The 26,343-nt window shown below is 64.8% G+C and carries 30 protein-coding genes and 1 pseudogene; 8 read left to right on the forward strand and 23 right to left on the reverse strand.

Annotation, left to right across the window (positions count from 1 at the left end):
• Window positions 1-45 precede the first annotated feature (45 nt).
• From EI171_RS43660 to EI171_RS43710, 11 genes are all read right to left on the reverse strand, one after another.
• Window positions 46-378 (reverse strand): hypothetical protein, encoded by a 333-nt coding sequence (locus tag EI171_RS43660; protein WP_161537189.1) that lies wholly within the window; start codon window positions 376-378, stop codon window positions 46-48.
• 101 nt (window positions 379-479) lie between these two features.
• The gene (locus tag EI171_RS43665) at window positions 480-1,196 is read right to left on the reverse strand and encodes an MgtC/SapB family protein (protein ID WP_011090491.1); all 717 of its coding nucleotides are present in this window, start codon (window positions 1,194-1,196) and stop codon (window positions 480-482) included.
• Window positions 1,197-1,226: 30 nt separating this feature from the next.
• Entirely contained in the window at window positions 1,227-2,246 is a 1,020-nt protein-coding gene (locus EI171_RS43670; protein WP_161536820.1) for a WD40 repeat domain-containing protein, read from the reverse strand.
• Entirely contained in the window at window positions 2,246-3,292 is a 1,047-nt protein-coding gene (locus EI171_RS43675; RefSeq protein WP_011090493.1) for a GTP-binding protein, read from the reverse strand. Before EI171_RS43675 ends, EI171_RS43670 begins: the two co-directional genes overlap by 1 nt.
• Window positions 3,293-3,346: 54 nt before the next feature.
• The gene (locus tag EI171_RS43680) at window positions 3,347-4,210 is read right to left on the reverse strand and encodes a metal ABC transporter substrate-binding protein (protein ID WP_038966160.1); all 864 of its coding nucleotides are present in this window, start codon (window positions 4,208-4,210) and stop codon (window positions 3,347-3,349) included.
• Between the two features lie 5 nt (window positions 4,211-4,215).
• Complete coding sequence (locus tag EI171_RS43685) at window positions 4,216-5,085, reverse strand: metal ABC transporter permease (protein ID WP_011090495.1); 870 nt, start codon at window positions 5,083-5,085, stop codon at window positions 4,216-4,218.
• Between the two features lie 6 nt (window positions 5,086-5,091).
• Window positions 5,092-5,847 (reverse strand): metal ABC transporter ATP-binding protein, encoded by a 756-nt coding sequence (locus tag EI171_RS43690; RefSeq protein ID WP_028173843.1) that lies wholly within the window; start codon window positions 5,845-5,847, stop codon window positions 5,092-5,094.
• Between the two features lie 2 nt (window positions 5,848-5,849).
• Window positions 5,850-6,086 (reverse strand): hypothetical protein, encoded by a 237-nt coding sequence (locus EI171_RS43695; RefSeq protein WP_028173842.1) that lies wholly within the window; start codon window positions 6,084-6,086, stop codon window positions 5,850-5,852.
• A gap of 43 nt (window positions 6,087-6,129) precedes the next feature.
• Window positions 6,130-6,630 (reverse strand): hypothetical protein, encoded by a 501-nt coding sequence (locus tag EI171_RS43700; RefSeq protein ID WP_008138982.1) that lies wholly within the window; start codon window positions 6,628-6,630, stop codon window positions 6,130-6,132.
• Window positions 6,627-7,238, reverse strand: a complete 612-nt coding sequence (locus EI171_RS43705; protein ID WP_028173841.1) for a permease — start codon at window positions 7,236-7,238, stop codon at window positions 6,627-6,629. Before EI171_RS43705 ends, EI171_RS43700 begins: the two co-directional genes overlap by 4 nt.
• 245 nt (window positions 7,239-7,483) lie before the next feature.
• Window positions 7,484-8,080 carry a superoxide dismutase gene (locus tag EI171_RS43710; RefSeq protein ID WP_014491764.1) on the reverse strand — a complete coding sequence of 199 codons (597 nt, stop codon included), beginning with the start codon at window positions 8,078-8,080 and terminating at the stop codon, window positions 7,484-7,486.
• A 245-nt stretch (window positions 8,081-8,325) separates the two neighbouring features.
• On the opposite strand from EI171_RS43710, the gene EI171_RS43715 reads away from it, so the two are divergent.
• The 3 genes from EI171_RS43715 to EI171_RS43725 all read left to right on the forward strand — a co-directional run bounded on the left by EI171_RS43715 (window position 8,326) and on the right by EI171_RS43725 (window position 10,848).
• Window positions 8,326-8,853, forward strand: coding sequence for a GNAT family N-acetyltransferase (locus EI171_RS43715; protein WP_028173840.1), 528 nt, complete (start codon window positions 8,326-8,328; stop codon window positions 8,851-8,853).
• An 82-nt stretch (window positions 8,854-8,935) separates the two neighbouring features.
• Window positions 8,936-10,321, forward strand: coding sequence for an MATE family efflux transporter (locus tag EI171_RS43720; RefSeq protein WP_161536821.1), 1,386 nt, complete (start codon window positions 8,936-8,938; stop codon window positions 10,319-10,321).
• A 92-nt stretch (window positions 10,322-10,413) separates the two neighbouring features.
• The gene (locus EI171_RS43725) at window positions 10,414-10,848 is read left to right on the forward strand and encodes a DUF2147 domain-containing protein (protein ID WP_028173838.1); all 435 of its coding nucleotides are present in this window, start codon (window positions 10,414-10,416) and stop codon (window positions 10,846-10,848) included.
• A gap of 4 nt (window positions 10,849-10,852) precedes the next feature.
• Here the strand turns inward: EI171_RS43725 and EI171_RS43730 are convergent, their stop codons facing one another.
• Window positions 10,853-11,998: a DUF3095 domain-containing protein gene (locus EI171_RS43730; protein ID WP_028173837.1), complete on the reverse strand. Its 1,146-nt coding sequence runs from the start codon at window positions 11,996-11,998 to the stop codon at window positions 10,853-10,855.
• A 220-nt stretch (window positions 11,999-12,218) separates the two neighbouring features.
• On the opposite strand from EI171_RS43730, the gene EI171_RS43735 reads away from it, so the two are divergent.
• The gene (locus EI171_RS43735) at window positions 12,219-12,605 is read left to right on the forward strand and encodes a hypothetical protein (protein ID WP_028173836.1); all 387 of its coding nucleotides are present in this window, start codon (window positions 12,219-12,221) and stop codon (window positions 12,603-12,605) included.
• Window positions 12,606-12,609: 4 nt separating this feature from the next.
• On the opposite strand, the gene EI171_RS43740 is transcribed toward EI171_RS43735, so the two are convergent.
• The 5 genes from EI171_RS43740 to EI171_RS43760 form a co-directional block, all read right to left on the reverse strand.
• Entirely contained in the window at window positions 12,610-12,819 is a 210-nt protein-coding gene (locus tag EI171_RS43740) for a hypothetical protein (protein ID WP_028173835.1), read from the reverse strand.
• Between the two features lie 128 nt (window positions 12,820-12,947).
• Window positions 12,948-13,670 carry an SDR family NAD(P)-dependent oxidoreductase gene (locus EI171_RS43745; protein ID WP_011090507.1) on the reverse strand — a complete coding sequence of 241 codons (723 nt, stop codon included), beginning with the start codon at window positions 13,668-13,670 and terminating at the stop codon, window positions 12,948-12,950.
• Window positions 13,663-15,045 (reverse strand): class I adenylate-forming enzyme family protein, encoded by a 1,383-nt coding sequence (locus EI171_RS43750; RefSeq protein ID WP_161536822.1) that lies wholly within the window; start codon window positions 15,043-15,045, stop codon window positions 13,663-13,665. The genes EI171_RS43745 and EI171_RS43750 overlap by 8 nt, the downstream gene beginning before the upstream one ends.
• Window positions 15,032-15,277, reverse strand: coding sequence for an acyl carrier protein (locus EI171_RS43755; RefSeq protein WP_007597226.1), 246 nt, complete (start codon window positions 15,275-15,277; stop codon window positions 15,032-15,034). The genes EI171_RS43750 and EI171_RS43755 overlap by 14 nt, the downstream gene beginning before the upstream one ends.
• Before the next feature lie 247 nt (window positions 15,278-15,524).
• Complete coding sequence (locus EI171_RS43760; protein WP_161536823.1) at window positions 15,525-17,339, reverse strand: long-chain-acyl-CoA synthetase; 1,815 nt, start codon at window positions 17,337-17,339, stop codon at window positions 15,525-15,527.
• A gap of 230 nt (window positions 17,340-17,569) precedes the next feature.
• Here EI171_RS43760 and EI171_RS43765 point away from each other — a divergent pair, with 230 nt between their 5' ends.
• Window positions 17,570-18,550 carry a tripartite tricarboxylate transporter substrate binding protein gene (locus EI171_RS43765; RefSeq protein ID WP_060908857.1) on the forward strand — a complete coding sequence of 327 codons (981 nt, stop codon included), beginning with the start codon at window positions 17,570-17,572 and terminating at the stop codon, window positions 18,548-18,550.
• A 37-nt stretch (window positions 18,551-18,587) separates the two neighbouring features.
• On the opposite strand, the gene EI171_RS43770 is transcribed toward EI171_RS43765, so the two are convergent.
• The 5 genes from EI171_RS43770 to EI171_RS43790 form a co-directional block, all read right to left on the reverse strand.
• Window positions 18,588-19,079, reverse strand: a complete 492-nt coding sequence (locus tag EI171_RS43770; RefSeq protein ID WP_060908858.1) for a hypothetical protein — start codon at window positions 19,077-19,079, stop codon at window positions 18,588-18,590.
• Between the two features lie 176 nt (window positions 19,080-19,255).
• Window positions 19,256-19,525: a DUF3551 domain-containing protein gene (locus EI171_RS43775; protein WP_161536824.1), complete on the reverse strand. Its 270-nt coding sequence runs from the start codon at window positions 19,523-19,525 to the stop codon at window positions 19,256-19,258.
• A gap of 33 nt (window positions 19,526-19,558) precedes the next feature.
• Complete coding sequence (locus EI171_RS43780; protein ID WP_028173828.1) at window positions 19,559-19,840, reverse strand: DUF3551 domain-containing protein; 282 nt, start codon at window positions 19,838-19,840, stop codon at window positions 19,559-19,561.
• Between the two features lie 126 nt (window positions 19,841-19,966).
• Window positions 19,967-21,844 (reverse strand): molecular chaperone HtpG, encoded by a 1,878-nt coding sequence (gene htpG / locus EI171_RS43785; RefSeq protein ID WP_161536825.1) that lies wholly within the window; start codon window positions 21,842-21,844, stop codon window positions 19,967-19,969.
• 135 nt (window positions 21,845-21,979) lie between these two features.
• Window positions 21,980-22,390, reverse strand: coding sequence for a hypothetical protein (locus EI171_RS43790; RefSeq protein WP_161536826.1), 411 nt, complete (start codon window positions 22,388-22,390; stop codon window positions 21,980-21,982).
• 622 nt (window positions 22,391-23,012) lie between these two features.
• Here EI171_RS43790 and EI171_RS43795 point away from each other — a divergent pair.
• Window positions 23,013-23,543: pseudogene (locus EI171_RS43795) on the forward strand (adenylate/guanylate cyclase domain-containing protein); the annotation flags it as partial.
• Between the two features lie 11 nt (window positions 23,544-23,554).
• Here the strand turns inward: EI171_RS43795 and EI171_RS43800 are convergent.
• A complete protein-coding gene (locus tag EI171_RS43800) occupies window positions 23,555-23,836 on the reverse strand; it encodes a LexA family transcriptional regulator (protein WP_126262178.1) in 282 nt (93 codons plus the stop codon).
• A 38-nt stretch (window positions 23,837-23,874) separates the two neighbouring features.
• On the opposite strand from EI171_RS43800, the gene EI171_RS43805 reads away from it, so the two are divergent.
• Both EI171_RS43805 and EI171_RS43810 read left to right on the forward strand, forming a co-directional pair.
• Window positions 23,875-24,996: an IS630 family transposase gene (locus tag EI171_RS43805; protein WP_161532241.1), complete on the forward strand. Its 1,122-nt coding sequence runs from the start codon at window positions 23,875-23,877 to the stop codon at window positions 24,994-24,996.
• A gap of 121 nt (window positions 24,997-25,117) precedes the next feature.
• The gene (locus EI171_RS43810) at window positions 25,118-26,263 is read left to right on the forward strand and encodes an adenylate cyclase (protein ID WP_246740414.1); all 1,146 of its coding nucleotides are present in this window, start codon (window positions 25,118-25,120) and stop codon (window positions 26,261-26,263) included.
• Window positions 26,264-26,343 lie beyond the last annotated feature (80 nt).

The following is a 26,343-nucleotide window of genomic DNA, read 5'->3' on the forward strand; positions in this document are numbered from 1 at the left end:
TAGCATCGGTCGTCAAATGCGCGTCACAATATGCCGGCCGTCGGGCTACTTCTCCCTGATCGGCGGCGCGATCTTCTCCGCGGGCGCCGCCGGCAGTGCCGGCTTGGTGGCTGCGCCTTGCGTCTGCGGATCGGGGCGCGCGGGCTCGGGCGCCGGTGTGGTCGGCCGGTCGCCGCCGGGCTTGGATTCAGCCGGAGTCTTGCTCTGATCGTCGGACGGCGTGCCCTGGAGCGGCCCTGTCGCCTGCGCCGTCTGCATCCGGCTCTCGGCGCGGATTTGCGCCAGCGACAGGCCTGACACCACGACGCCGGCTGCGAACAGCGAGCAGGCGATCATCAGGTCGAATTTCAGTCTGCGCTTGTCATATTGGCCGGGCATGTCGATCACCGCCTTTGTCCGCGGGATCAACGAAATGGCCCGACTGCGGTTCCGTGCCGGGCAAGGCTGGAACCGCACGCTTGCGCGCCAAAACGCCGCGCTCAGTCCGTTGTGCTGACTTCCCAGGTGGCGTGGCGCACGCCCGGCAGGTGCTGAAGATCGGTCGCCACCGCGTTCAGCTCGTTCGGATCGACCGCGGTCGCGACCAGCTTTGCGACGATCTCGATCAGATCGTCCCCGGTCTCGACCACGTCGATATCGGCCACCGGATATTTTGCGCCCTCGAGCTTCTCGACCAGCCGGTCGCGCATGTCCGGCAAGGCATCCGCCGCCACCGCGAGCTTGAAATAGTAGGTCGCCTCCGAAGTCTTCTCATTCAGCGGAATGCGGTTGATGGCGTTGACTAGCGGGCGCAGCATGGTGTTGCCGGCGATGACGAACACGGTCAGCGCGGCCGCCTGCGCGACCATGTCGGCGCCGGCGCAGGAGCCGACCGCGGCCGAGGCCCACAGCGTCGCCGCGGTGTTGAGCCCGCGCACGTCCATGCCCTGCTTCATGATAACGCCGGCGCCGAGGAAGCCGATGCCGGAGACGACGTAGGAGATCACGCGCACCGCGCCGTCGGCCCCGGTCAGGTGCATGGCGAGATCGACGAAGGCGGCCGCACCCACCGCGACCAGCACGTTGGTGCGCAGGCCCGCGGTGCGCTGGCGATACTGCCGCTCGGCGCCGATCAGCGTGCCCAGCACGAAGGCCGTGAACAGGCTGACCAGCGTGTCGGCGAAATCAGCAATCTGGAACGTCGTCAGAAACCGCATGGCCCCCTATACGGCCGGAACGATGACAGTTCAAAGCTCCAGCAGGCCGCCGTCCCCATTTTCATCCGCAAACGCCAGCAGCGTGCCCTTGGCGTTCCAGGCGAGCGCCGCCACCGGCGGTGTGCCATTGCGGCGGACCAGGATCTCGGCGCCGTCCTCCAGCCGCACCATCAGCACGGTGCCGTCGCTATAACCGGCGGCGAGGATGTCGTTCTTGGGATGGCAGGCGACGACCGAGACGCGCGCCTGAAGCGGCGCGAGCATCGCGGGCTCCTTGCCCATCGGGCCGTCCTTGCTGCCGAACGGCCACAGGATGACGGTATCGGCGCCCGAGGTCGCAAGCGCCTTGCTGCCCGCGCTCCAGGACATCGAGCGAACGCGGCCGGGATAGCCGGTCATGCGCATGTGGCGGTTGTCGGCGAGCCGCCAGCCGTGCAGCGCCGGTTCGTGCATCGCGGTGACCAGGAATTTGTTGTCCGGGCTGAAGGTCACCGCGTGATGCGAGCCGGCCCAGGGCAGGAATTCGGCCGATGCCGCCATGTTCGGAAACCACAGCGTCGCGCCGTTGTAATGCGCAATCGCGAGCCGCAGGCCCTTCGGCGCGAACGCAAGCCCGCCGACGGTCGAGGGCACCTCGAGCGACTTTTCCTCGTTCTTGCCGCTCTTGACGGTCGCCGTCTTGCCGGCGGACCAGGCGAAGGCCCCGTCCGCGTGCAGCGCCACCGCGTCGATCCAGCGGCGCTTGGGGTCGGTGGCGAGCAACGTCACCTCGCCCTTGGCATCGAGCGACACGACCTTGCCGTCGTCGCCGCCCATGACGAGGCGCTTGCCGTCGGACGCGGTCGAGAGAATGCCGCCGCCGTGGACGGCGACGGTGGTGATCTCGCCCTGGCTATCGACGAACGCGACGTTCTCCTCGCCGCCGACGAAGGCGGCGCGGTCACCGAGGAAATGCACCGACGTCACGCCCATGCCGAGCGCGACCGGCTTGACGCGGTCGGTGACGGAGACGATCGAGGCGGAATCGGGGGCGGGCGTAAACTCTTTCATCACGAGACGATGCAGCTCTCAAAACCCTTGCGGATGGCCTCTTCCGGCAATTCGCGGCCGATGAAGACGAGGCGGCTCTCGCGCGGCTCGCCGTCCTTCCATTTCCGCTGGTGGTTACCCTCCAGCATCATATGGACGCCCTGGAAGACGTAGCGGTCATCGTCGTCGTGGAAGGCGAGGATGCCCTTGGAGCGCAGGATCTTGCCGCCCTCGACCTGCACCAGGTTCTGGAGCCAGGGCATGAACATGTTCGGGTCGAGCGGCTTGTCGGTCTTGAGCGACAGCGATTGCATGTCCTCGTCGTGATAGTGCTTCAGGCCGTGGCCGTGATCGTGGTGATGATGGTCGTGGCCGTGGTGGTGATGATCATGGTCGTGGTCGTGATCGTCGGCCTCCAAAAAGTCCGGCTCGATGTCGAGGATGCGGTCGAGGTCGAACGCGCCGCGGTCGAGCACGTCGGCCAGCGCCACCGAGCAGCGCTCGGTGCGGTGGAGTTTCGCATAGGGGTTGATGGCGCGGATGCGGGCCTCGACCTCGGCGAGCTCACCCTTGGTGACGAGGTCGGTCTTGTTCAGCACGATGACGTCAGCAAAGGCGATCTGGTTCTTGGCCTCGGGCGCGTCCTTCAGACGGTCGGACAGCCATTTGGCGTCGGCAACCGTCACCACCGCGTCGAGGCGCGCGTTCTTCTGCACGTCCTCGTCGACGAAGAAGGTCTGGGCCACCGGCGCCGGATCGGCAAGGCCGGTGGTCTCGACGATGATGGCGTCGAACTTGCCCTTGCGCTTCATCAGCCCGTCCATGATGCGCACGAGGTCGCCGCGCACGGTGCAACAGATGCAGCCATTGTTCATCTCGAACACTTCCTCATCGGCGCCGATGATGAGGTCGTTGTCGATGCCGATCTCGCCGAACTCGTTGACGATGACGGCGTATTTCTTGCCGTGGTTTTCCGAAAGGATGCGGTTCAAAAGCGTTGTCTTGCCGGCGCCGAGATAGCCGGTCAGGACGGTCACGGGAATTTTCTGGGAGGTCGCTTCAGACATAACTACTCCGGGGTCGGGCTCTTTCGCGCGACGCGAGGCGGGGTGGCCCCTGCCCTAGTGGTCAAGCGCGCTGGTCAGGGCCTTTATATTGTGCCTGACCATGTCAATGTAAGTGGGTGCGGACCCCTTTTCACCCGTCAAACCGTCCGAAATCAAGGTCCCGCCGACCTTTGCCCCGGTCTCGGCCGCGATCCGCCGGATCAGGCGGTCGTCGCTGATATTCTCCAAGAATACCGCCGGGATCTTCTGGCCTTTGATCTGGCCAATGATGGCGGCGATGTCCCGCGCGCTGGGCTCGGTTTCGGTGGAGACGCCGAGCGGCGCGATGAACTGGATACCGTATTCGGCAGCGAAATAGCCGAAGGCATCATGGGTGGAGATCACCTTGCGCCGCTCGGGCGGAATTTTCGCAACGGCCTCGCGCACCTCGCGGTCGAGCGTTTCGAGCTTTTCCAGATAGGCCTTGGCCTGGGCGCGGAAGAACTCCGCGTCCTCGGGATCGGCCGCGGCCAGCGCGTTGGCGATATCCGTCACGTAAACCTTGGCGTTGGGGACGGACTGCCAGGCATGCGGATCGGCAGCCGAGCCAAGCTTCAGGGGCGCGATGCCGGCGCTGGCGGTGACGACCGTTGCCTTGCTGCCGGAGGATTGCACGAGGCGCGGCAGCCAGCCCTCGAGGCCGAGCCCATTGACGACAACGAACTTTGCGTCCGCGATCCGCTTCGCATCGCTTGGCGCCGGAGTGTAGACATGGACGTCGCTGTCGGGGCCGACCAGCGTGGTGACGCTGACCCGGTCTCCACCGACATTGCGAACGAAGTCGCCGAGGATCGAGAAGCTGGCGACGACGTTGAGCCGTTCCGCGGCATGCAGCGGCGAGGCGGTCAGCAGCAAGGCAAGGAGCAGAAGGAAGCGCATTGCGGTCACGCTTCCAGATGCCGGCCGGGAAACAGTTGCCGGACGATACCGCCGACACGGCCGAACAGCACCGAGACGATGTAGAGCACGGTCGCGACCAGAATGATAGCAGGGCCCGACGGCACGCGGGTCTGGAACGACAGCACGAGGCCGGCATAGCCCGAGACTGCGGCGGCGACGACCGCGATGCAGATCATCGCCGTGAGATCGCGCGACCAGAACCGCGCGATGCCGGCCGGCAGGATCATCAGCCCCACCGCGAGCAGCGTGCCGAGCGCCTGAAAGCCGTTGACGAGGTTGATCACGACGAGCGCGAGGAAAGCGAGATGCGCAGGTCCCCCGGCCCGGCTGACGGTGCGTAGAAACAGCGGATCGACACTCTCGATCACCAGCGGGCGGTAGATCACGGCGAGCACCAGCAGCGTCACCGTGGCGTTGAAGGCGACCACCAGCAGCGTCTGGTCGTCCATCGCAAGGATGTTGCCGAACAGCACGTGCAGCAGGTCGATATTGGTGCCCTTGATCGAGACGATGGTCACTCCCAGCGCCAGCGAGGCCAGGTAGAAGGTCGCGAGCGACGCGTCCTCCTTCAGCCCGGTCGAGCGCGCGACCACACCGGCGAGGATCGCGACCGCAAAGCCCGCGAACAGGCCGCCGGCCGTCATCGCGAACAGATTGAGGCCGGAGAGCAGGAAGCCGACCGCCGCGCCCGGCAGGATCGCATGCGCCATGGCATCGCCGACGAGGCTCATCCGGCGCAGCATCAGGAATACGCCGATCGGCGCGCCCGCGAGCGACAGCGCGATCACGGCGGCAAGCGCGCGCCGCATGAACTCAAATTCGGTGAACGGACCGATCAGCGCGTCATGGAGCATTTGCGGTCACGCCGCCCGCGAGCGGGCATCGTCGGCCGCGCAGGCCGCGGCGCTGTCGTCGAACGCCTCGCACATCCGCATCGCGACCATGAGGTTCTCCGGCGTCAGCACCTCCGCCGTCGGGCCCCATGCCACAGGGCCGCGCGCCAGCACCAGGGTCTCGGTGAAATGGCTGCGCACCATCTCCATGTCATGCAGCGCGGCGAGCACCGTGCGGCCCTCGCCGTGCCAGCGCTTCACCAGCGCGAGCAGGTCAGTCGTGGTCTTGCTGTCGATGGCGTTGAAGGGCTCGTCGAGCACGATCAACCGCGCGTCCTGGAGCAACACGCGCGCGAACAGCACGCGCTGCATCTGACCGCCGGAGAGCGTGCCGATCGGGCGGTTCTCGAAGCCATTCAGCCCAACGGCGCCGATCGCGCGGAGGATTTTTTCGCGCGCGGCTTTGCCGATTCCGCCGAACAGGCCGGTGCCGCGCCACAGGCCGGTGCCGACGAAGTCGAACACCGAAATGGGGAAGCTGCGGTCGATCTCCGCGCTCTGCGGCAGATAGGCGATATCGCGGGAGTCGAGCCCGCCGAGATGGATGCTGCCGTCGAGCGGCCTGAGGATGCCGACGATGCCGCGCAGCAGGGTCGACTTGCCGGCGCCGTTCGGGCCGATCACGGCGACCAGCGCACCCGGCGCAACCTCGCCGTTGAGATGGTGCACGGCCGGATGCCGGTCGTAGCCCAGCGTGACGTTGTGGAAATGCAGCGCCGCCATCGTCACCTCATTGCCAGAAAGACGATGCCCCAGAGCACGGCGCAGACGGCAACGGCGGCCGAGAGGCGGCCCGCCATGGTCATGCGCAGGATCGACCAGGGCGCCGCCTGGGCCGGATGCGGCGAGGTCGCGTCATGGACGTGGGCATGGGTGTGGTCGTGCCCGTGCGAATGCGCGTCGCCATGAGAATGGCCGTGGGCATGGTCGTGATGGTGGGCGTGGGACGCGGCGGGAACCATGTCTGGACGTTATATTATAACATTACGCCTGTCCACGCCGGGCTCAGGGCTTGCCGATCACCATCGCGATGGCGGCCGCCACGAACGGGAACGGCACCGAGACGGCGCAGCGGAACCAGACGAAACGGGCCGGCATGAACGGGATTTCCCACAAAATCACCCGCTGGAAGGCAAACAGCGCCCAGGCGACGACATAGGCGACCACTTGCGGCACCCCGCCGCCCGACTTCAGCGCCACGGTCCCGATGGAGAAGCCGATCACGGGGCCGCCGGGCGTGGCGGCACCGGCGACCACGGCGGTCGCGACCCCCAGCCAGCCGCTGTCCGGTCCGAGCCAGCCGGTGATCACCTCCTGGGGGATGATGGCGGCGATGTAGCCGGAGCCGATCACCCCCAACGCGATCCGCGGCACGATGTTGATGAAGTCCATCGAGCCTTCGCGCAGCGAAGCCTTGAACACCGGCGGGCCGCGACGGAAAGCGATCAGGCCGACGCCGAAGACCGAGCCCCATAGCAGGATGTCGATGAGGAGCGCCGCGCTCAACTCGCCTCCTCATCGCTGTCACGCTTCGGATAGAGCCGGACATAGACGAAGCGGCCGAGGCCGCCTGCGAGCACCGGCAGCGGCAGCGAGATGACGATCCGCCACAGCGTGAAATCGGTGCCCATGATCGGGATTTCCCAGGCGACCGCCCGGCCGTAGCCGATCAGGGTCCAGCTCACGACCATGGCGATGGTGGCGCCGAAATCAGCGCCGACCGCCAGCAGCGCGCTCGCCACGGGATAGGCGGTGAAGGGACCGCCCGGCAGGATCGCGCCAAAGGCGGTGCCGATCAGAAGGCCCTTCAGGCCGGATTGCGGCCCGAGCGAGCGCGAGACTTTTTCGTGCGGCAGGATCTCGGAGATGAAGGCGCCGAGCAGGCATCCTGCCAGCACGCGCGGCAGGATGCCGCCGAACAGCGAGAGGTCGTGGGTGAGAATGTCGAGAACGCCGTCGGTGCCGTCACGCCGCCAGACCAGCGCCGCGCTCACCGCCACCAGGGCCGCGATAATGATGGTCGACCAGCCGATCGGCTTGCGCACGCGTCCCGGCCGCGGCTCGGACTCCGCGTCCTCGGCAGGCGCCGGGTCTTTCGGGGAAGGGTCTGACAACGGGTGTGGGGCGGCTCGATGGTGATGCCCGTCCTGATTAAGGGCGCCGTCCATGCGATGCAAACGGTACGATCACAGACCGATGCGCGCACGGCGCAGGACTGGTTCAATCAATTCCGCACAGCAAAAAGGCGGCCGCGCATGCGACCGCCTTGTCTGTCATTCCGGGGCGGCGAAGCCGAACCCGGAATCTCGAGATTCCGGGTTCGATGCTACGCATCGCCCCGGAATGACGGAGTAAAGCCTTACGCCTTGTCGAACAGGGACTCGACGTATTCCCAGTTCACGAGGTTCTCGACGAACGCCTTGAGATAGTCCGGACGGCGGTTGCGATAGTCGATGTAGTAGGAGTGCTCCCAGACGTCGCAGCCGAGGATCGGGGTGGCGCCGTGCACCAGCGGATTCTCGCCGTTCGGGGTCTTGGAGATCTCGAGCTTGCCGTTCTTGACCTGGAGCCAGCACCAGCCGGAGCCGAACTGGCCGACGCCGGCCGCCTGGAAGTCGGTCTTGAACTTCTCGAAACCGCCGAGGTCCTCGTTGATCTTCTTCTCGAGCTTGCCGGGCAGCTTGGTGCCGCCGCCATTGGGCTTCATCCAGCTCCAGAAGTGGATGTGGTTGTAGTGCTGGCCGGCATTGTTGAACACCGCGGGGTTCTTGCCGAACGAGCCCTTGACGATCTCCTCAAGGGACTTGCCTTCCCATTCGGTGCCCTTGAGCGCGTTGTTGCCGTTGGTGACGTAGGCCTGATGATGCTTGTCGTGGTGGAATTCGAGCGTCTCCTTCGACATGAACTGGCCGAGGGCGTCATAGGCGTAAGGGAGAGGGGGCAGCGTAAAGGTCATGGGTTCTTGTCCGCAACTGGGTGGGGAACGTGTTCTAACGGTCATCCCTTATAGAAGGTTCCGCGGCCGTTAAATACCTCAGAATTTGCGAAAACGCGTGATGGGTGCCGCTTGGCTGGATTGCATAAAATCGTCGCAGCACGCGCTGGTCATCAGCCGTGCGGTTCGCCATAAAATATCGTTGCCTTTGAAGCGCTTATGACAGAACGAATGCGCCACGAAGCGGAGCTGCGAAGGACGAAGCCATGACCATCGAGATCGACATCTTGAACGGCGACGCCTCGTGGCCGATCGCCGAGCCGCTGCATCAGGCGGTCTGGGGACCGCATGTGGTCGCGGACAAGCCCTGGGCTCACGTCAAATGGGACAACGCCCATCTTCGCGTGCTGCTCGAGACGCCCGAGGACGGCCTCGTCTGCCACGTCGGCGTCTACTTTCGCACCGTCACCTGGAACGGGCAGAAGGTTCACGCCGGCGGCATCGGCGGCGTCTGCACGCGCGAGGACCGGCGCGGTCGCGGCTACGCCACCATGGCTATCGACGCGGCGGTGCACACCATGCGCGCCAACGAGGCGGTCCGCTTCGCGCTGCTGTTCTGCGAGCCGCACAATTTTGCGTTCTACGAATCCCGCAGCTGGCTGCCCTTCAAGGGCGAGGTCTATTGCGAGCAGCCGGAGGGGCGGATCCGCTTCGACTACATGGCGCCGTACGTCTTCAACATCGTCCGCGCGCCGACGCTGGGCACCATCGACCTATGCGGCTTGCCCTGGTGAGCCCTGCGTGACCGGAGGGCTGGTGCCAGAGAGCCACGCCCTGTAATATGTCGGTCATCATCCAATATTCCGCACCGTGGACATGACGATCGACGCCCCCATAGACGCCGCCCCGCCGCGTGCACCGGTCGCCTCCCCCATCGCCAGCCTGCTGACGGCGCCGATCCTGCCGACGCTGCTGCGGCTCGCGATCCCCAACATGATCGCGATGGTCGGCAGCACGCTGGTCGCGATCGCCGAGACCTCCTATATCGGCCGGCTCGGCACCATCCCGCTCGCGGCGATCGCGCTGGTGTTCCCGTTCGCGATGCTGACGCAGATGATGAGCGCGGGCGCGATGGGCGGCGGCGTCTCATCCGCGATCAGCCGCGCGCTCGGCGCCGGGGATCGCGACCGCGCCGCGACGCTGGCGCTGCATGCCGCCATCATCGGCCTCTGCGGCGGGCTGTTCTTCACGGTAACGATGCTGGTCTTCGGCCGCTCGTTCTTCACGCTGCTCGGCGGCCGCGAGCGCGTGCTCGAGGAAGCCAGCGGTTATTCGCAGGTGCTGTTCTCCGGCGCGGTCGCGATCTGGCTCGTCAACACGCTGGCCTCGGTGATCCGCGGCACCGGCGACATGCGCCTGCCCTCGATGACACTGATCGGGGCAAGCGTGCTCCAGATCGCGCTCGGCGGCACGCTGGGGCTCGGCCTGTTCGGCGTGAAGCAATTCGGCATGCCGGGCGTCGCCGCCGGCCAGTTGATCGCATTCACCTGCGCCGCGGTCTTCTTCCTCTGGTATCTCTTGTCAGGCCGCAGCCGGCTGCCGCTGGATTTCCGCGCGTTTCATTTTGAGCGCGCGATGTTCCTGGACATCCTCAAGGTGGGCGCGGTCGCCTGCCTCTCGCCGCTGCAGACCGTGCTCACCATTCTGATCTTCACCAGGATCCTGGCGACGTTCGGCACCGAGATGCTGGCCGGTTACGGCATCGGCTCGCGGCTGGAATTTCTGCTGATCCCGATCACCTTCGCCTTCGGCATCGCCTCGGTGCCGATGGTCGGCATGGCGATCGGCGCCGGGCATGTGAAGCGCGCACGGCGCGTGGCCTGGACCGCAGCCGCGGCGTCCGCCCTCACCGTCGGCCTGATCGGACTCGTCATTGCGCTCGATCCCGCGTTGTGGGCCTCGCTCTTCACGGCCGACCCCGGCGTCACCGCCGCCGCGCACAGCTATTTCCACTGGGCCGGCCCGGCCTTCGCGTTCTTCGGCATGGGCGTGTCGCTGTACTTCTCCTCACAGGGCGCCGCGCGCGTCGGCGGACCGGTGCTGGCCTCCACCGCGCGGCTTCTGACCGTCGCGATCGGCGGCGGCGTCCTCATAATGGCGCAAGCGCCGGCCTGGACCTTGTTCGCGCTGGTCGGCGGCGCGATGGTGGTGTTCGGACTGTCTACCGCGGCCTCCGTCGCTTTCGCGCGCTGGGGCAAATGAGCGCAGGCAAATAAGCGCGGGAATGTGATTCCATCCAGCGTTGCACTATCCTGCTGGGCTGCTATGGAGGCGCTCCACTTCGGGGCCCCTCCATGATTTCCAGATTCGCTACTCTCATCGTCCTTCTGGCTGCGCTGCTTGGCGCGACTGCCGCCCAGGCGCAGAGCGCTGACGGGACCTGGCTCACACAGGCCGGCGACGCCCGCGTCAAGATCAGCAAGTGCGGCGGCGGCCTCTGCGGCGTTATCATCTGGCTGCGCGAACCCATGGACACCGCGACCGGCCAGCCCGCCACCGACAGCAAGAATCCCAATCCCGCGCTGGCGAGACGGCCGATGATCGGCCTGCCGTTGTTCAGCGGCATGCAGCCGTCCGGCCCGAACAAATGGTCGGGCCAGATCTACAATGCCGACGACGGCAGCACCTATGCGAGCAGCGTCTCGGTCACGGGTGCAGACTCGCTGCGGGTCGAAGGCTGCGTCGGCGCGCTTTGCGGGGGCGAAACCTGGACGCGCGCGGGACGCTAGCGCTTCAAGCCATCATCGCCTTCAGCGCCGTCGCCGCCGAGGCGTAGCCGCCCCGCGCGCCGTCGATGAAGTGCACGTGGTCGCTGCGCAGCGCCGACGGCGTGAAGCAGGTCATCATCGCGGCGTCCTGCGGGTAGAGGCCGTAGCGCACGACGCCCTCGCGCGCGGCAGCCGCGAGACGATCGCTGAGGGTGCGTTCGAGCTCGGGTGTACAGTCGAGGATCATGCGCAGGCCGTCGTCATATTTCCTGAAGTCCGAGTTCTCGACCACCTGACGTTTGTAGAGGTTGGGCACGAAACCGCCGACCTTGATGTCGAAGCGCATGATCAGATAGGCGAACAGCGTGTAGGCCAGCACGCCGGCGCGGCGCGCGAGCAGCGGGCCGCCGCGCTTGGTGCGGGCTTCGTAGTCCAGCCCCTGCGGCGGCCATTTCAGCGGCGGCCCCTGTGGCGGCACCGGGCGGGCGCCGTCCGGGCTGCGTTCGACGAGGTGGATGATGTCCTCGATCACCTTGCGGAACGCCGGCGGGTCCGCGCCGCGTGCCGGCATCACCAGAACCGACAGGATCAGGCCGCGCGAGGCCGGAATCACCTCGAAGCGGCAGGACAGGCCGGACAGATCCGGCTGCGTGCCGGCCGGCGCCTCAGCGACGGCGAACTCGCCGCGCTTCATCGCGGCGTCGGCCCAGGCGAGCCCGCCGCCGGAGAACATCGCATAGGACAGGTTCGCCGACGGACCGAAGCGCGCGACGCGCACGTCGAGACCTTGCGCCCGGATCGCACTCACCGGCACCAGCGCAACACGCATCGTCAGATCGAGATCCTCCCGTACCCAGGTCGCGGTCGCAGCCAGCGCGTCCCGGGCGCGATCGAGATCGCCGGGCGCGACCGCAAAGCTCGCGCCGTCACCGCCGAACACGAAGGGGAATTCCCGTCCCTCAAGCGCATTGGTCACCGCCGCGATCACGGCAGCGCCGGCCATGTTGACCGCCTTGTAGCGCTGCGCCGCGATCGCCTTGGTGGAATCGACGATGTCGGCGACACCGATGCTCCAGTCATCCGGCAGCGACGCATAGAGCGCGGGGTCCATCAGGCTGGTGAAGCCGCGGAAGACGGGGATGCCGCCATAGAAGGATTCGCCTGATGTCATCGGATGATGCCGAATGGTTGGACGCGTCCAGGAGAAGTACGTGGCAGGACCGATCCGGGTTCGCCGGCTGGCGCCCCCTCGAAGTCCCGATCATTGGCCGAAATGGCGGCGGACAACAAGATCGCACCGCGCCGCAATGCCGCAGCTTGTCATTGATCAGCATCAAACAGCCGGCCGAAAATGACGTTTACGGTTGAGCCATCTGAAATGGTTGCGCGGGATGATCGGGGTGTCTGATTTTGGTAGCAAGGACTCCACCTCGCCGGTACGCCGACGCACGGGGCTGGACGCGATCAGTGCGGTGAAAATGCCGGAGCTGCTGACCGCCACTGTCGATGCCTGGGCGGAGGCCCATCAACTGTCGCGCTCGGATGCGATCTGCAAGCTGGTCGAGTTCGGCCTGAGGATCGCGCCTCCCACACCGGCATCGGGGTCCACGGTCGTCTCGGACGCGACCAGGCTCGAGGAGCTCGCGGTGCATGAGATCGAGGGACTGCTCGATCCCGCATTGCCGGAGGACGAACGCGAGCGTCGCATCCGCCGCCTCACCGAAGGGCCGCCGGAATTCTCACACGAACGGATTGACCTGCCTAAGCCTCGGACGTGAGCGACTAGTGCAGCTTCTCATCCTCACGGTTGCGCAAGGCGTCGTGAGACGCGTCATGGCAGCCGACCAAGCGCACGAATTGCTGCGGGTACATCTCGTGACCGTGATCGCCGGAATTCTGGTGCGTCATCGGCGGACAACGGACGTCGTCCGGCTTCGCGCGCGATTGCTCCGTCCGGCCCTGATTTGAAGCGGTCATGTTTCGCATGGTCATGCACTGCTCCCTGTCGATTGGGGCAGATCGATTGACGTAACCCAATCGATTGCGGGGGCATCTTACGACCAAATCCGGTCGAATGTCATTGCACCGAATCAATGCAATTGTGGCGGTGAAGTTCCGCCTTACGCCGTGTTCCCGGCGTCGACCGTGAACACGGTGCCCGTGACGTTGCGGCCGCCATCGCCGAGCAGATATTCCACCATCCGTGCGACGTCTTCCGTCTCCGGCAGCCGGCGCAATGCACTTCGGCCCGCGATGCGTTTGCGTCCTTCGTCGGAGAGATTGTGAGTCAGCTCGGTGTCGATGAAACCAGGCGCAATCGCGTTCACGGTGATGCCGAGCTTGCCGACTTCACGCGCGAGCGAGCGGGTAAAGCCGGTGGCGGCCGCCTTGGTCGCGCCATAGACGGACAGGCCGTTATAGCCGGTCGTCGCGATGATCGAGGAGATGTTGATGATGCGGCCGGCACCATCGGCCATCATCTGCCGTGCGACATATTTGGTGAGAATGATCGGCGACAGCACGTTGAGCTGCACCAGCGCCTCGATCTCGGAATTGTGCATGGTCGCGAGCAGGCCTTCGGTGCCGAGGCCGGCATTGTTGACGAGGCCGTAGATCGGGCCGAATTCGTCGCGCACGAGCTTTGCGAAAGCGGGAATCGCGTCGATCACCGCGAGATCGCAGGCTCGGAAATGCAGACGACCCTCGGACTCGCCAATGGCGGCCCTGAGCTCGTCGCTCTCGCGGCGCGCCGCGGCAATCACGTTGTAGCCGGCGCCAGCCAGACGCTTGCCAATCGCAAGGCCGATACCGCGGCTGCCGCCGGTGACGAGGACATTATGCATCGGTGCGCGCCAGTTTGCCGGCCGGGGTGACGTCGAGCGTCTCGACGAAGCGGATCACCGCCGGCACCTTGTGGGAAGCGAGCTGCGCGCGGCATTGATCCAGGATCTGGTCGCGAATCTCCTTCGCGCGCGCCTGGTCGGTGCCGTCGGCGAGGATCACGTCGGCGACCACGATGCCGCCGGTGATCGGACTCTTCCGCGACTTGGCCCGCGACATCCGGACGTCGGAATGGCGATTGATGACAGCCTCGATCTCCTCGGGGTGGACCTTCAGCCCACCGATATTGATGATGCCGCCGCGGCGGCCGACGAAATAATAGCGGTCGCCGCGCAGCTCGACAATATCGCCGCTGTCGACAAATCCGTCATTATCGGTAAGTGCGGCGGCGTCGCGGCCGATATAGGCATGTGCGGTGCGCGTCGAGCGGATGCGCAGCGAGCCGTCCACGACCTTCATCTCGACGCCATTGCGGTTGCCGAGATAGTCGGCCGGAAAGCCCTCGAGCCCGTCATTCACGGCGAAGCCGACACCGGCCTCGGTCGAGGCGTAGGCATGGCCGACCGAGGAATTCGGGAATGCCGCCTTCAGGCCGTCGAGCACCGCCTGGTCGGCGATCTCGCCGGAGAGACGGACGTAAGCCGGCGCGAATTGCGCGGCCGAGCCGCTCATCAGAAGCTTGCGCCAGTGCGAGGGCGTGCCGGAGATGTGGGAGACCGCGCGCGCATTCAGCCGCGCGACGTGATCGGCGAGGGCCTCATGCGGATCCGACAGCACCATGGAGCCGCCGGAGAGGATGGCGCGGAGGAAGATCTGGAGGCCGCCATAGCGGCGAATGTCGTAGAACGTCGCCCACACCGGCGCCGGTCCGCGCGCGGGGCCTTCGGCGACGATCGCGCCGGTCAGCGCTTCCAGCGTATGGCCGGCGATCTTCGGCACGCCTGACGTGCCCGAGGTCAGCATCAGCCATTCGGTGGCGCACTCGGTCTGCGCGGGCGCGGTGGCTTGAAGCGGCAATTGTGCGGTAACGACCAGCGGCACGCCGGTCTCAGCCCAGCGATCGGGCTCGTCGGTGACGACGGCATCGATCCCGGCATCCGCGATCAGCGCGTCCAGATACGCCGGATTGAGATCGGGCGGACACAGCAGCATGCGGCGGGCGATGCCGTCGAGCTCGATCATGGCAAGGCCCGACCGGAGCTGGTCGGACAATCTGAGCAGCACCGCGCGGCCGGACAGCTCGCGCAGGCGGCCGCCCAGGACCGTCTGCGACAGGATGTCGGTCAGCGACACGACATCGTGCGCATCCGACAGCGTACGGCCCTTCAGCTCCGCGCCGAGATGATCGCGAAGCGCAAAGATCTCACGCGGGGACATTTTCGTAGGCCCGCACGAAATCGCCGACCGTGGCGGGGAACGCTGCGTCCTCGGAAATGGTGAACGGATCGACACCGGTCTCGTCCTCGAGCCGAGCGACAAGGATCGCGAAGGCGAGCGAGTCGAAACCCGTCTCGTGCAGGGACAGATCGTCCGAGAGCGCGGGAAGCGCGACGTGCTGTTCCTTGGCGATCTGCTGGATCGCCTCAATGACCTTGGACCTTACCGACATGGCTGGCTTGCCTCTTGCTTTGTTGATCGATCGTATGTCTTGCGGCGGCTCTTGATGACCGCCTCCCCATGGCCGTCTGTTTACCCGACAGAAGTAAATGGCTTCTTGGACAATTCAGATAAAATTGGACCTATCTGGCGGATTTTGCCGTGAGTTCAAAGTGAGGTGAGCACTACTCTCTCATTCCCTCCCCCCTTGTGGGGGAGGGAACGCAGGGAGTTCGTGGCGGCGATTTTCGTTTATCCGTTTAGAACCTGATCGCACCGTCGACGATTTGCGCATAAGCCTCGGAAGTCAGTGCGACATAGGCGCCGGATTTCGGCTCCGCCATGAACAGCGGCTCGGAGATCGCGCCGGGGTCGAATCCCTCGCGCGCGAGCTCGCCCTTCTTCTGCTTGAACGTCTCGGTCGCATCGAGTTCGCGCGAGATGCGGATGAAGACCGGGCGGGCGTAGGCCGGCAAGCGCTGTGCGAGATGCGCGGGCAATGCCGCGACGTCAAAGCCCTCGTTCACGACGATTGCGCTCATGCCGGCGCGGCCGTCGGTGCCGGGGATGCTGACGCCGTAAGTGGTGGCGTCGATGACGCCGGTAAAATCGCGCACGGCGTCGTTGACCTCCGAGGTCGCGACGTTCTCGCCCTTCCAGCGAAAGGTGTCGCCGATGCGATCGACGAAATGGAAGAAGCCCTTGTCGTCGAGCCGCATCAGATCGCCGGTGCGGAACCAGGCATCGCCCCTGGCGAAGACATCGCGCAGGATCTTCTTCTCGGTCTCCCCGGCGTCCGTGTAGCCCTCGAAGCGGCCGCCGCCCCGGTTCGCCGTGCCGATGCGGCCGATGGCCTCGCCCGCCTCGCCACGGGCGGAGGCGATGCAAAGACCCTCTTCATTGCGCAACGGCGCGCCGCTGTCAGGGTCGAGCTTGACGAGGCTCGCAGGGAAACGATGCGCGAGCAGCGGCGGGATACGGCCGATCGCGCCGGGCTGGCCCTCGACGTTGAACAGCGAAAAATTGCCTTCGGTCGCCGCATAGAATTCGAGGATGCGGGGAATGGCGAAGCGGGTCTGAAAGTCCTCCCAGATGTCGCCGCGCAGGCCGTTGCCGCAGACGAGCCGCAGCCGATGGCGGTTCTCGTATTCCGACGGCGGCGCCTTGAGCAGATAGCGGCAGAGCTCGCCGATATACTGGAACAGCGTGCAGTCGTGCCGCACGATGTCGGACCAGAAATTCGACGCCGAGAACTTGTCCGCGATCACCACCGAGCCGCCGGCGGCCAGCATGCTGCACGGCGCGACGATGCCGCCGACCGAGTGGAACAGCGGCAGACAATCGTAGAGCCGGTCCTGTGGGCCGGCGCCGGTGAGGCCGGCGAACCAAAAGCCCCAATTGAGGATGCGGCGATGGCTGATGCTGGCGGCCTTGGGCAGGCCTGTCGTGCCGGACGTGTAGATCAGCAGCGCGCGATCATCGATGGTGACGTCGCCGTGCTCTCCGGGACAAAGCGGGCCGTCGTCGAGCGCGGCAAGCGCGACGTCGATGGCCCGCTCGCTGCGGGCATCGCCATGAGTCCAGACCTCGGCCTCGGTCTTCAGATGTGGCTTCGCACTCTCCAGCGTCTCCACCAGGTCGTGCGCGACGATGATGTGCAGGGGCCTCGCGACATCGAGGCAATGCGCGAGCGATTGCCCGACAAGCTTTGTATTGATCAGCGCGACCACACCGCCGATCCGGCTAATGCCGAGCCAGGCGGCAACATAGTCGAGGCCGTTCGGCATGATCAGGCCGACAGTTTCGCCCTTGCTCACACCGACCGAGCGCGCCCAGCGCGCATAGCGGTTGATGCGTTTCGACAAACCTTCGTAGTCGAGCGCTGCGTCATCCGTGATCAGCGCGACGCGGTCGGGCTGACGCTGCGCCCAATCGTCGACGACGTCGGCAAACAGCCGGCCCGGCAGCGTCTCGATCCGCGCGGTCAGCTCGATCGCCTTCAGCCAGATCTTTGACGCCGATGGCGCGCGCGCGGCCTTCGGTTGCTCGATGACGCCGGTGGTCATGCCGTTCATACTTTCGGAACGTGTCTGCTGGTTCCCCAAGCTTAGCCCGCGCGCCCTGCCCAGGTGTTAAGAGACAAGGTAAAAGCCGGTTAGTGCGCGATTAACTCTAGTCATCCTTTACCAAGCCGGTGGGATCGGCGTGCGCCGCAGCGCAATTCTTGCGATACCAAGACGAGTCATTTGGGCGCGCTGCGCGTGTCCTCGCCTCGGCTGCGGGGACAGGGGAATTGGAGACGACCATGATCACCAAGCGACATTTCCTCCACACCGCCGCCTGTGCCGTCGCTGCGCTCGTAGCGCCGCGCGCCTTTGCGATCGGCAACCCCTCCTATCCATCGCGCAGCGTGAAATGGGTGGTGCCTTATGCCCCGGGCGGCGCCACCGACGTGCTGTCGCGGCTGCTCTGCCAGCGCCTGTCCGAACGGCTCGGCCAGACCTTCGTGGTCGAGAACAAGCCGGGCGCCGGCAGCAATATCGGGACGCAGGCGGTCATCACGTCCGCCCCTGACGGCTACACGCTGCTGCTAACCTCGACCGCGAACGCGATCAACGCCTCGTTCGATCCTTCGCTGCCGTATGATTTCGCCAAGAGCATCGCGCCGGTCGCGGGTGTCGCGCGGATTCCGCTGGTGCTGGTCGTCAACAACGACCTGCCGGTGAAAACCGTCGCCGACTTCATCGCCTACGCCAAGGCCAATCCCGGCAAGATGTCGATCGCTTCCTCCGGGATCGGCACCTCGCTGCATCTGTCCGGCGAGCTGTTCAAGTCGCTGGCCGGCGTGCGGTTCACCCACGTCCCCTATCGCGGCTCGGCGCCGGGCCTGACCGACGTGATGAGCGGCCAGATCCAGGGCATGTTCGACAACGTCACCTCGTCCTTCGAGCTGGTGCGCGCCGGAAAGCTGCGCGCGCTCGGCGTCACCACGCGCGAGCGTTCGGAGATCCTGCCGGACGCGCCGCCGATCGCGGAGACGCTGCCCGGCTACGAGACGAGCTCATTCTACGGCGTCGGCGCCCCGCACGACACGCCGCGCGAGATCGTCGATCTTCTCAATCGCGAGATCGACACCGCGCTCTCCGACGCCGAGATCAAGGTCCGCATCGCCGAACTCGGCGCGATCCCGCTGCACGGCAATGCCGGCGAGTTCGGCGGCATGCTGACGGCGGAGACCGAGCGCTGGCGCAAGGTGGTCGAGCTGTCGGGGATCAAGAAGGAATAGCGTTTCCCGAGGTGCAAGCCACGCCTCCGCAGCGGCGTCAGTCTGCCGTGAATTCGAGGTTGAACCGGATTGGATTGACGGGAGTGGTGACGAACTTGACGCTTTTGCCGCTCAACCCGGCGAACGGACCCGAACCGAATTTGACGATCCCCTTGCCCGAGGACTCGACGCCAATGGGCTTGCCGTCCTTCATGACCGCCTGAGCGGAGCCTTCGATCAGTTGCGTGACGAGACGTCCACCGGGAATCCGGTGCACGCCACCACCGAATACGATGGTCGCTTTTGGGCCGTCCCATTCCACCGCATTGGAGGCGGAATAGACCGCGCCTTTCAGCAGGCCATCGACACCAACGCAGACGTAGTCCTGAGTCACCAAATTGTGGTCGGGGCGGTCGCCGATCGGCTCCTGGCTATAGAAACCGGCGGTGCTGCATTCGTAACGCGCGATCATGTCCGCGCGGGCCGGCTGGGAAACGGCGATCAAACCAAAGGCCGCGCCGATGAGCGTGATAACGGTGCGCTTGTTCATGCAGATGTCCTCGCCTCAAGCGCCCGATCTAACAGGCCGGCGTGATGCCGGGCTCCTGATGCCGAGCTTCGAGACAAGGGTGACGAGGATTGCAATTCCGCGCGTTGATCTGGGTCAACCGCAGGAGGCGCTGGCGATTGGTGAAAGCACAGGGATTGGTGGCCGCGTAGTGAGCGCTAGCCGCTTCGCCTGTGACGCTGGCGCGGCGACGGCACGCTGACCGGATAATACGGATTGAGATCGCAGGTCGCGGCGCGGCCCGCCGCCGTGGCGCGACACTGCGGCAGCGAGGTGAAGGAGCAGTCATACCACTCCCCGCCACCGCCGCTCGAGCCGGAATAGACGTGCATGCAGACGGGATAGCGGGGATCGAAGGTTTGCGCATGCGACGGCGCGGCCGCGACCACCGCACCGATGCTTACGACCGGGCCGAACGAGAAACGCATGAGCAGTGCTCCAGCGTGCCGCATCGCGGATCGCTATTGTTGCACCTTCTTGTGACGCCGGCGCGGCGGCGGCGGAGGCTCATCAAAAGCGTAATAGGGATTGAGGTCGCAGCTCGCGGAGCGGCCCGACGCCGTGGCGCGGCACTGCGGCAGCGAGGTGAAGGAGCAGTCGTAATAGTCGCCGCCGCCGCCCCAACCGCCGGGCGTGTAGACGTGCATGCACACCGGATAGCGCGGGTCATAGGTCTGGGCGCGCGCATCTGCCGCAGCAAACAGCGTGACAATCGCGGTGAGGGTCAGGATCGGCAAACGCATGGAGACATCCTCGAATCGGTAGCGTCGGCGGATCGGATGCCGACGGCCTGATATGGCATAACACCACGCCGGAGGCGACTGTTCCGAAGTACAGATGACGGCAAGGTGAGGCGGTGCGCCGCGGCGCTATCCGCCGAGCCCCTGCAACACGAGCCGGTTCAACCTCGCCGCAAACGCCGCCGGGTCCTCCGGCAACTCGCCGTCCAGGATCTGCGCCTGCTCGAGCAGGAGCAGGCTGAGATCGTCGACGGCCTTGGAGCCGGCCTGAGCCTTGGTGATCGCCCCCACCATCGGATGGCGCAGATTGATCTCGAGGACCGGCTTGGTGCGCATGCCGCGGTTCTGCTGCGACAGGATTCGCTCGAGCTCGCGGCTCGGCCCCTGGCTGTCGGCAACGAGGCAGGAGGCCGAGCTGGTGAGGCGCGTGGACGCCTTGACGTCGCTGACGCGCTCGCCGAGGGCGGCCTTGATCACCGCGATGGTGGCGGCCTCGTCCGCCTCCGGCTCGTCCTTCCTCGCCTCGTCCGTCGCGTCGACGCGCGGGATCAGGTCGAGATTGAGATCGCCCTGGCTCAGCGACTTCAGCGGCTTGCCCTCGAACTCCGTCGGCATCGAGGTCCAGAAGGCATCGACCGGATCGGACAGCAGCAGCACCTCGATGCCGCGCGCGGTCGCCGCCTCGAGCCGCGGGTTGGACTTCAGCCGTTCGATGCTGTCACCGACGAGATAATAGATCTCGGTCTGGTTCGGCTTGAAATCGGCGACAACCTGCTTCAGCGACCGCTTCTCGCCCGTCGTGGTGGTGAAGCGCGACAGCGCCAGCAGCTTTTCGCGACGCTCGAAATCCTCGTAGATGCCCTCTTTCAGCACCGCGCCGAAAGCATCCCAGATCTTCGCGAAGTTCTCCGCGTCCTTCTCGGCGAGGCCCTCGAGCTCGGACACGACACGGGTCGCCACGGCCTTGCGGATCTGCACGAGCTGCGGATTGTTCTGGAGCATCTCGCGCGAGATGTTGAGCGGAAGATCCTCGCTGTCGACGACGCCGCGGATGAAGCGCAGATAGCCCGGGAGCAGATCGGCATCATCGGTGATGAAGACGCGGCGGACATAGAGCTTGACGCGCCCCTTGCGCGAGGGCTCGAACAGGTCGAACGGCTTGGTCGACGGCGCAAACAGCAGCACAGCGTAGGAGTAGCGGCCCTCGGCGCGGTAGTGCAGCGTCATCGCAGGGTCGTCGAAGGCGGAGGCGATCTGCTGATAGGCCTTCTTGTAGTCCTCGGCTGAAAGCTCCGATTTCGATCGCTGCCACAGCGCGCTCGCCGAGTTGATCTGGTGCGGCTCGCCCTCTTCCGGCACCAGCTCGATGGGAAACAGGATGTTGTCGGAATAGGCACCGACGATGCGCTCGATCTCGTAGGTCTCGAGATATTTCTTGGCGTCGTCCTTCAGGTGCAGGACGATCTCGGTGCCGCATGTCACGCGCGCCGCGTCTTCCTCGCTGGCCCGCGCGATCTCGAAGCCGGAGCCGCCGGAAGACGTCCAGCTCCAGACGTCGCTCTCGCCGGCGCGGCGGCTGACGACGACGATCTTGTCGGCGACCATGAAGGCGGAATAGAAGCCGACGCCGAACTGGCCGATCAGGCCGAGGCCGTCCTTGGCCTCCTTCAGCTTCGAGACGAACGCCTTGGTGCCGGAGCGGGCGATGGTGCCGAGATGGTCGATCAGCTCCTGCCGCTCCATGCCGATGCCGTTATCGGCGATCGTGAGCGTTCCGGCCGTCTTGTTCGGGATGATGCGGATCTTGAGCGCGTCGCCCTCGCCCAGCAGCGCGGGACTTTCGATCGCCTCGTAGCGGAGCTTGTCACAGGCATCCGAGGCGTTGGAGACGAGCTCGCGCAGGAAGATGTCGGTCTCCGAATAGACGGAGTGCACCATGAGGTGCAGCAGCTCGGAAACCTCGGCCTGGAAGGGCTGCGTATGCACAGCTGTATCTGACGTCGTCATGCGTTTACCCGGTCAATCAAAAGGGGAAAACCGGGATATAACGCGATGGGACGGCGGATCAAGAGGACGTGAGCAGCCGTCCCTGCCCGCGGCAGAGGCAGCCTGTCCCTTGACCTGTCCCTTGGCCTGGGGCGATCAGGTCACGCAGCGGCCCGGCTGGAGCAGCTTGGCGACCTCGGTCAGGGAGCTGACCATCGGCTCGCAGGCGATGGTCGGCTTGTTGCGGCCCTGCTTCTGATTCTGGTTCTGGAGCGTCACCGGCGGCTTGGCATTGCCGGTCTCGATCACTGCGGGGACCCGCAGCAGTACCGAGGTATCGGCAAGATCGTTCAGCCGCATCGACACGGTGCGGGTGGGAACCGCCGCCGACTTGATCTCGGCGAGCCGGTCGGCCTTGCCTGTCCGATTGACGTCATGGCCGGGCTTGTCGGCGACCGCCTGCCAGCGGTCGGCCAGATCATGGCCGGAGGCCAGTTGCACGTGCGCCGCGCCGAGCATCGCGGCAATCGCGGCGGCGCCCAAAAATACCTTTTGAATCTGTGACATGGCTGTCGACCCCTCGCCCCATGGCGATCGCGGGAACAACGCAGCCGGAGGAGCGGGGGTTCTCGGCAGTCACGATCACTTAACCGTGTGCGAAAAAGGTCGCGCCGCGAAAAATATTTCGGGAGCCTTGGAACGACTTCCGCGCCTGGGAGTCGTATCAACAGCCGGCTATTCCCCCCTGCCCCATAAGCCGGCGACGTAGGGCGCGACTGTGGTGATGCCAGTCGCGCCTTACTTTTTTTCTTATTTGGGCGAGAGAATTTTGGCACCCTCTCGGCCGCCTTTGCCCCATGGCAGAAGCTCTTTCCAAGCCGAATTTTCCTCGTCCCTGAAGTTCGCGGCGGGCAAGGGGGCCTTCAATAGGCTCGACGTATTTGCCGAATTCGGGATCAACCTTCGCCGCGGCCGGCAGCTCGAGCGGATTGCGAGCGCGAAGGCGCGGAGAAAAGAGCAGGTCGGATTTCGGAAACGCCCGCTAGATCAGCCGTAGCGGCTGAAAAATTGCGACTTGGACCCACTATCATTTTGCCCCCCTGCCTCCGCGTGGGCATGATGGAAACGAGAACAGCGCGTTCGGCACTTCTCTGATCCGCCACCAGCGACAGTGGGTTGGAACATTGCCATGGAGCAGGAGCGGCCGGTTCGTCTTGAACGCAGGCTATCAGCGATAATGGCCGCTGACGTGGCGGGCTATTCGCGGCTAATGCACCATGACGAAGAAGCAACCCACTCCAAATTGACAAGTCTCCTTGCCGAAGGGGTCGCGCCTGCCATCTCCGAACACGGAGGCCGGATCGTGAAGAACACCGGCGATGGGTTCTTGGCAGAGTTTCCAAGCGCGGTCGAAGCGGTTCGCGCCGCAGTGCAGTTTCAGACTCGCATCAGGGAGCTTACCGCCGCCGATGCGGAAGAACGACGAATTGCCTTTCGCGTCGGCATCAATGTAGGCGATGTGATTGTCGAACCGCATGATGTTTTTGGTGACGGCGTCAATATCGCGGCACGGCTAGAGAGTATCGCTGACCCCGGCGGAATCTGCATTTCCTCGTCTGCCTACGATCACATCAGGGGCAAGGTCGGCATTGAGTTTGCAAATTGTGGAGAGCAGACTTTCAAAAATATTGATCTTCCGATCCAAACCTATGCCGCCCTCCTAGTGGTTCATCACAGTGATTTTGACGTTTTGATACCGAGCCATTCGAGGATCGGCAAGCTTTCCGGTGGCACGAGGATTTCGATGCTTCTGGGGACGCCGGGTTGACGTCGGATGAAGCCGTTTCGTTCGAGGGTGACGATCATCTGATGGACCGAAGGCGGGCTGACGCGGAAGTGGCGCTGGATGTCGGCTTCGGCGGGGGGACGTCCGAACATATGGGCGTAGGTATGGATGAAGGCCAGGTAATAACCCTGCTTCTCGGTGAAGCGCGCGCCTGATTTTTGACTCATCGTTGGATTCGTCCCGGCCTCCGACAAGGAGGCAAAGCATGAATGTACGTTATCGGGTCGAATTGAGCCAAGCCGAGCGCGACGAACTGACGGCGATGCTCGGCGGCGGCAAGCACGCCGCCCGCAAGCTTAAGCGGGCGCAGATTTTGCTGGCGGCCGATGGAGGCTGCCGCGACGAGGAGATTGCCCGGACCGTGAGTGTCAGCCTCTCCACCGTCGGCCGGACCAGGCGCCGCTTCGTGGAAGGCAATATGGAGCGGGCCCTGAGCGAGGAGCCGCGTCCGGGCGCTGAGCGCAAGCTGACCGGCAAGGAGGAAGCCCTGCTGGTGGCGACCGCATGCGCCAAGCCGCCCGCTGGCTGCAAACGCTGGACGCTGACGCTGCTGGCCGACACGATGGTCAAGCTCACCGATCACAACAGCCTGTCGGGCGAGACCGTGCGTCGCCGGCTGGCCGAGAACGACCTCAAGCCGTGGCGCAGGGACATGTGGTGCATTCCCCATGTCGACGGCGAATACGTTGCCCGCATGGAGGACGTGCTCGACCTCTACGCCGAGACGCAGAATCCCGCCCGGCCGCTGGTCTGCTTCGACGAGACCCCCATCCAGCTGATCGGCGAGGTGCGCCAGCCGGTCCCGGCCCAACCGGGACAGCGCGAGCGCTACGATTACGAGTATCGCCGCAACGGCACCGCCAATCTCTTCGTCACCTTCGATCCACATCGGGGCTGGCGCAACGTCAAGGTCACCGACCGCCGCGCCGCCGTGGACTACGCCCACTGCATGCGTGATCTCGTCGACGTCCATTATCCCGACGCCGCCTGCATCCGTGTCGTGCAGGACAATTTGTCGATCCACAAGCCTGGGGCGCTGTATGAGGCCTTCGCGCCCGCCGAGGCCCGGCGCATCCTGCGCCGCCTCGAATTCCACTTCACCCCGAAGCACGCCAGTTGGCTCAATATGGTCGAGTGCGAGATCAGCGTGCTACAGCGTCAGTGTCTCGGCCGCCGCATCGACGATCCCAAAAGGCTCCGAAACGAGATCGCAGCATGGCAAAAGAGGCGGAATAAAACCCGAGCCCGCATCAAATGGATGTTCACAACAGAAAAAGCCCGCACCAAACTCGGCCGCGCCTATCCAGCCACCGCCAAAGAGTCATAATCACTGTGATGAACCACTAGATGGCCTCTACCCCCAAAGACCCGTTGGCGCGAAGGTGCCCCGCTCACCGCCCCGCCTCTCCATTGTCGTGCTGCCTTTCGCCAATCTTAGCGGCGACCCCTTGCAGGATTATTTCGTCGATGGCGTGACCGAGAGCCTGACCACCGACCTGTCGCGCATCAGTGGATTGCTCGTGATCGGCCGCCACACTGCATATACCTACAAAGGCAAGCCGATCGACCTGAAGCAGATTGGCCGCGACCTTGACGTTCGCTACGTGCTCGAAGGGTCCGTACAGCGCAGCGGAGACCGCTTTCGAGTGAATGTCCAACTGGTCGACACTGAAACAGGAAGCCACCTCTGGGCGGACCGCTTTGACAAACCCCTAGCCGATCTCTTCGAGATGCAGGACGAAATTGTGTCGAGATTGGCCAACGCGCTTAATGCCCAACTCATCGCTGCGGAGGCACGGCGGGCGGAACGCTCATTGCAACCGAGCGCGTTGGACTTTTATTTCCAAGGAATGGCCCTTTGGAACAAGAGTTGGACTTCTCCTCACCTGAGGCAGGCTCGAAGCTTCTTTGAGCGAGCCTTGGGACTTGAGCCGGATAACGTTGAGGCATTGGTAGGGATCGCGCTGGTCGATGCGGCAATGGCTAGCGTTGTTTTCGCTGATGACCCTTGCCGATATTTCGCGGCGTCAGAGGCGGCTTCAATGAAAGCGCTTTCGTTAGACCCGCAACACGCTCTCGCTCACATGGCTTTAGGCGTCGTGCAAGTATGTACGCAGCGCGCGGAGAAAGGAGTTGCCGAATGCGAGCGCGCACTGGCTCTGAACCGAAATTTGGCGGAGGCTCATGCTCTCTTTGGCGTCGCAAAAATGCTTCTCGGTCACCCAGAAGAAATGGAGGGATACGTACGAGATGCATTGCGCCTGTCTCCACGTGACGACGGCGCACATCGGTGGCTGTGCTGCGTTGGCTTAGCCAAATTATGCCTCGGAGCCGAGGGCGAGGCGATTGAGTGGTTACGGCGAAGCATAAAGGCCAACCCAAACTACCCCGTTGCCCATTTTGTATCAGCAGCGGTTCTAGCCCTCATCGGAAAGATGGATGATGCGGTGGCAGCCAAGCGAGACGGACTTGCACTGGATCCCGCTTTCGCCATTCGTCGCCTGAAGAATGTTTGGCTTTCGGACGATCCTACATTCCGCGCAGGAAGCAGGCGCCTCGTAAAGGGCCTGCACATGGCTGGAGTTCCGGAATAGTTGTGATGCCAGTCGCGCCTCTCGAGCAGCCGAGGCCGCCGCGATCAGGGCGGGCCGAAAGGCCATACCAAGCAGATCAA

The organism is Bradyrhizobium sp. LCT2, assembly GCF_009931255.1.
GTDB lineage: Bacteria > Pseudomonadota > Alphaproteobacteria > Rhizobiales > Xanthobacteraceae > Bradyrhizobium > Bradyrhizobium diazoefficiens.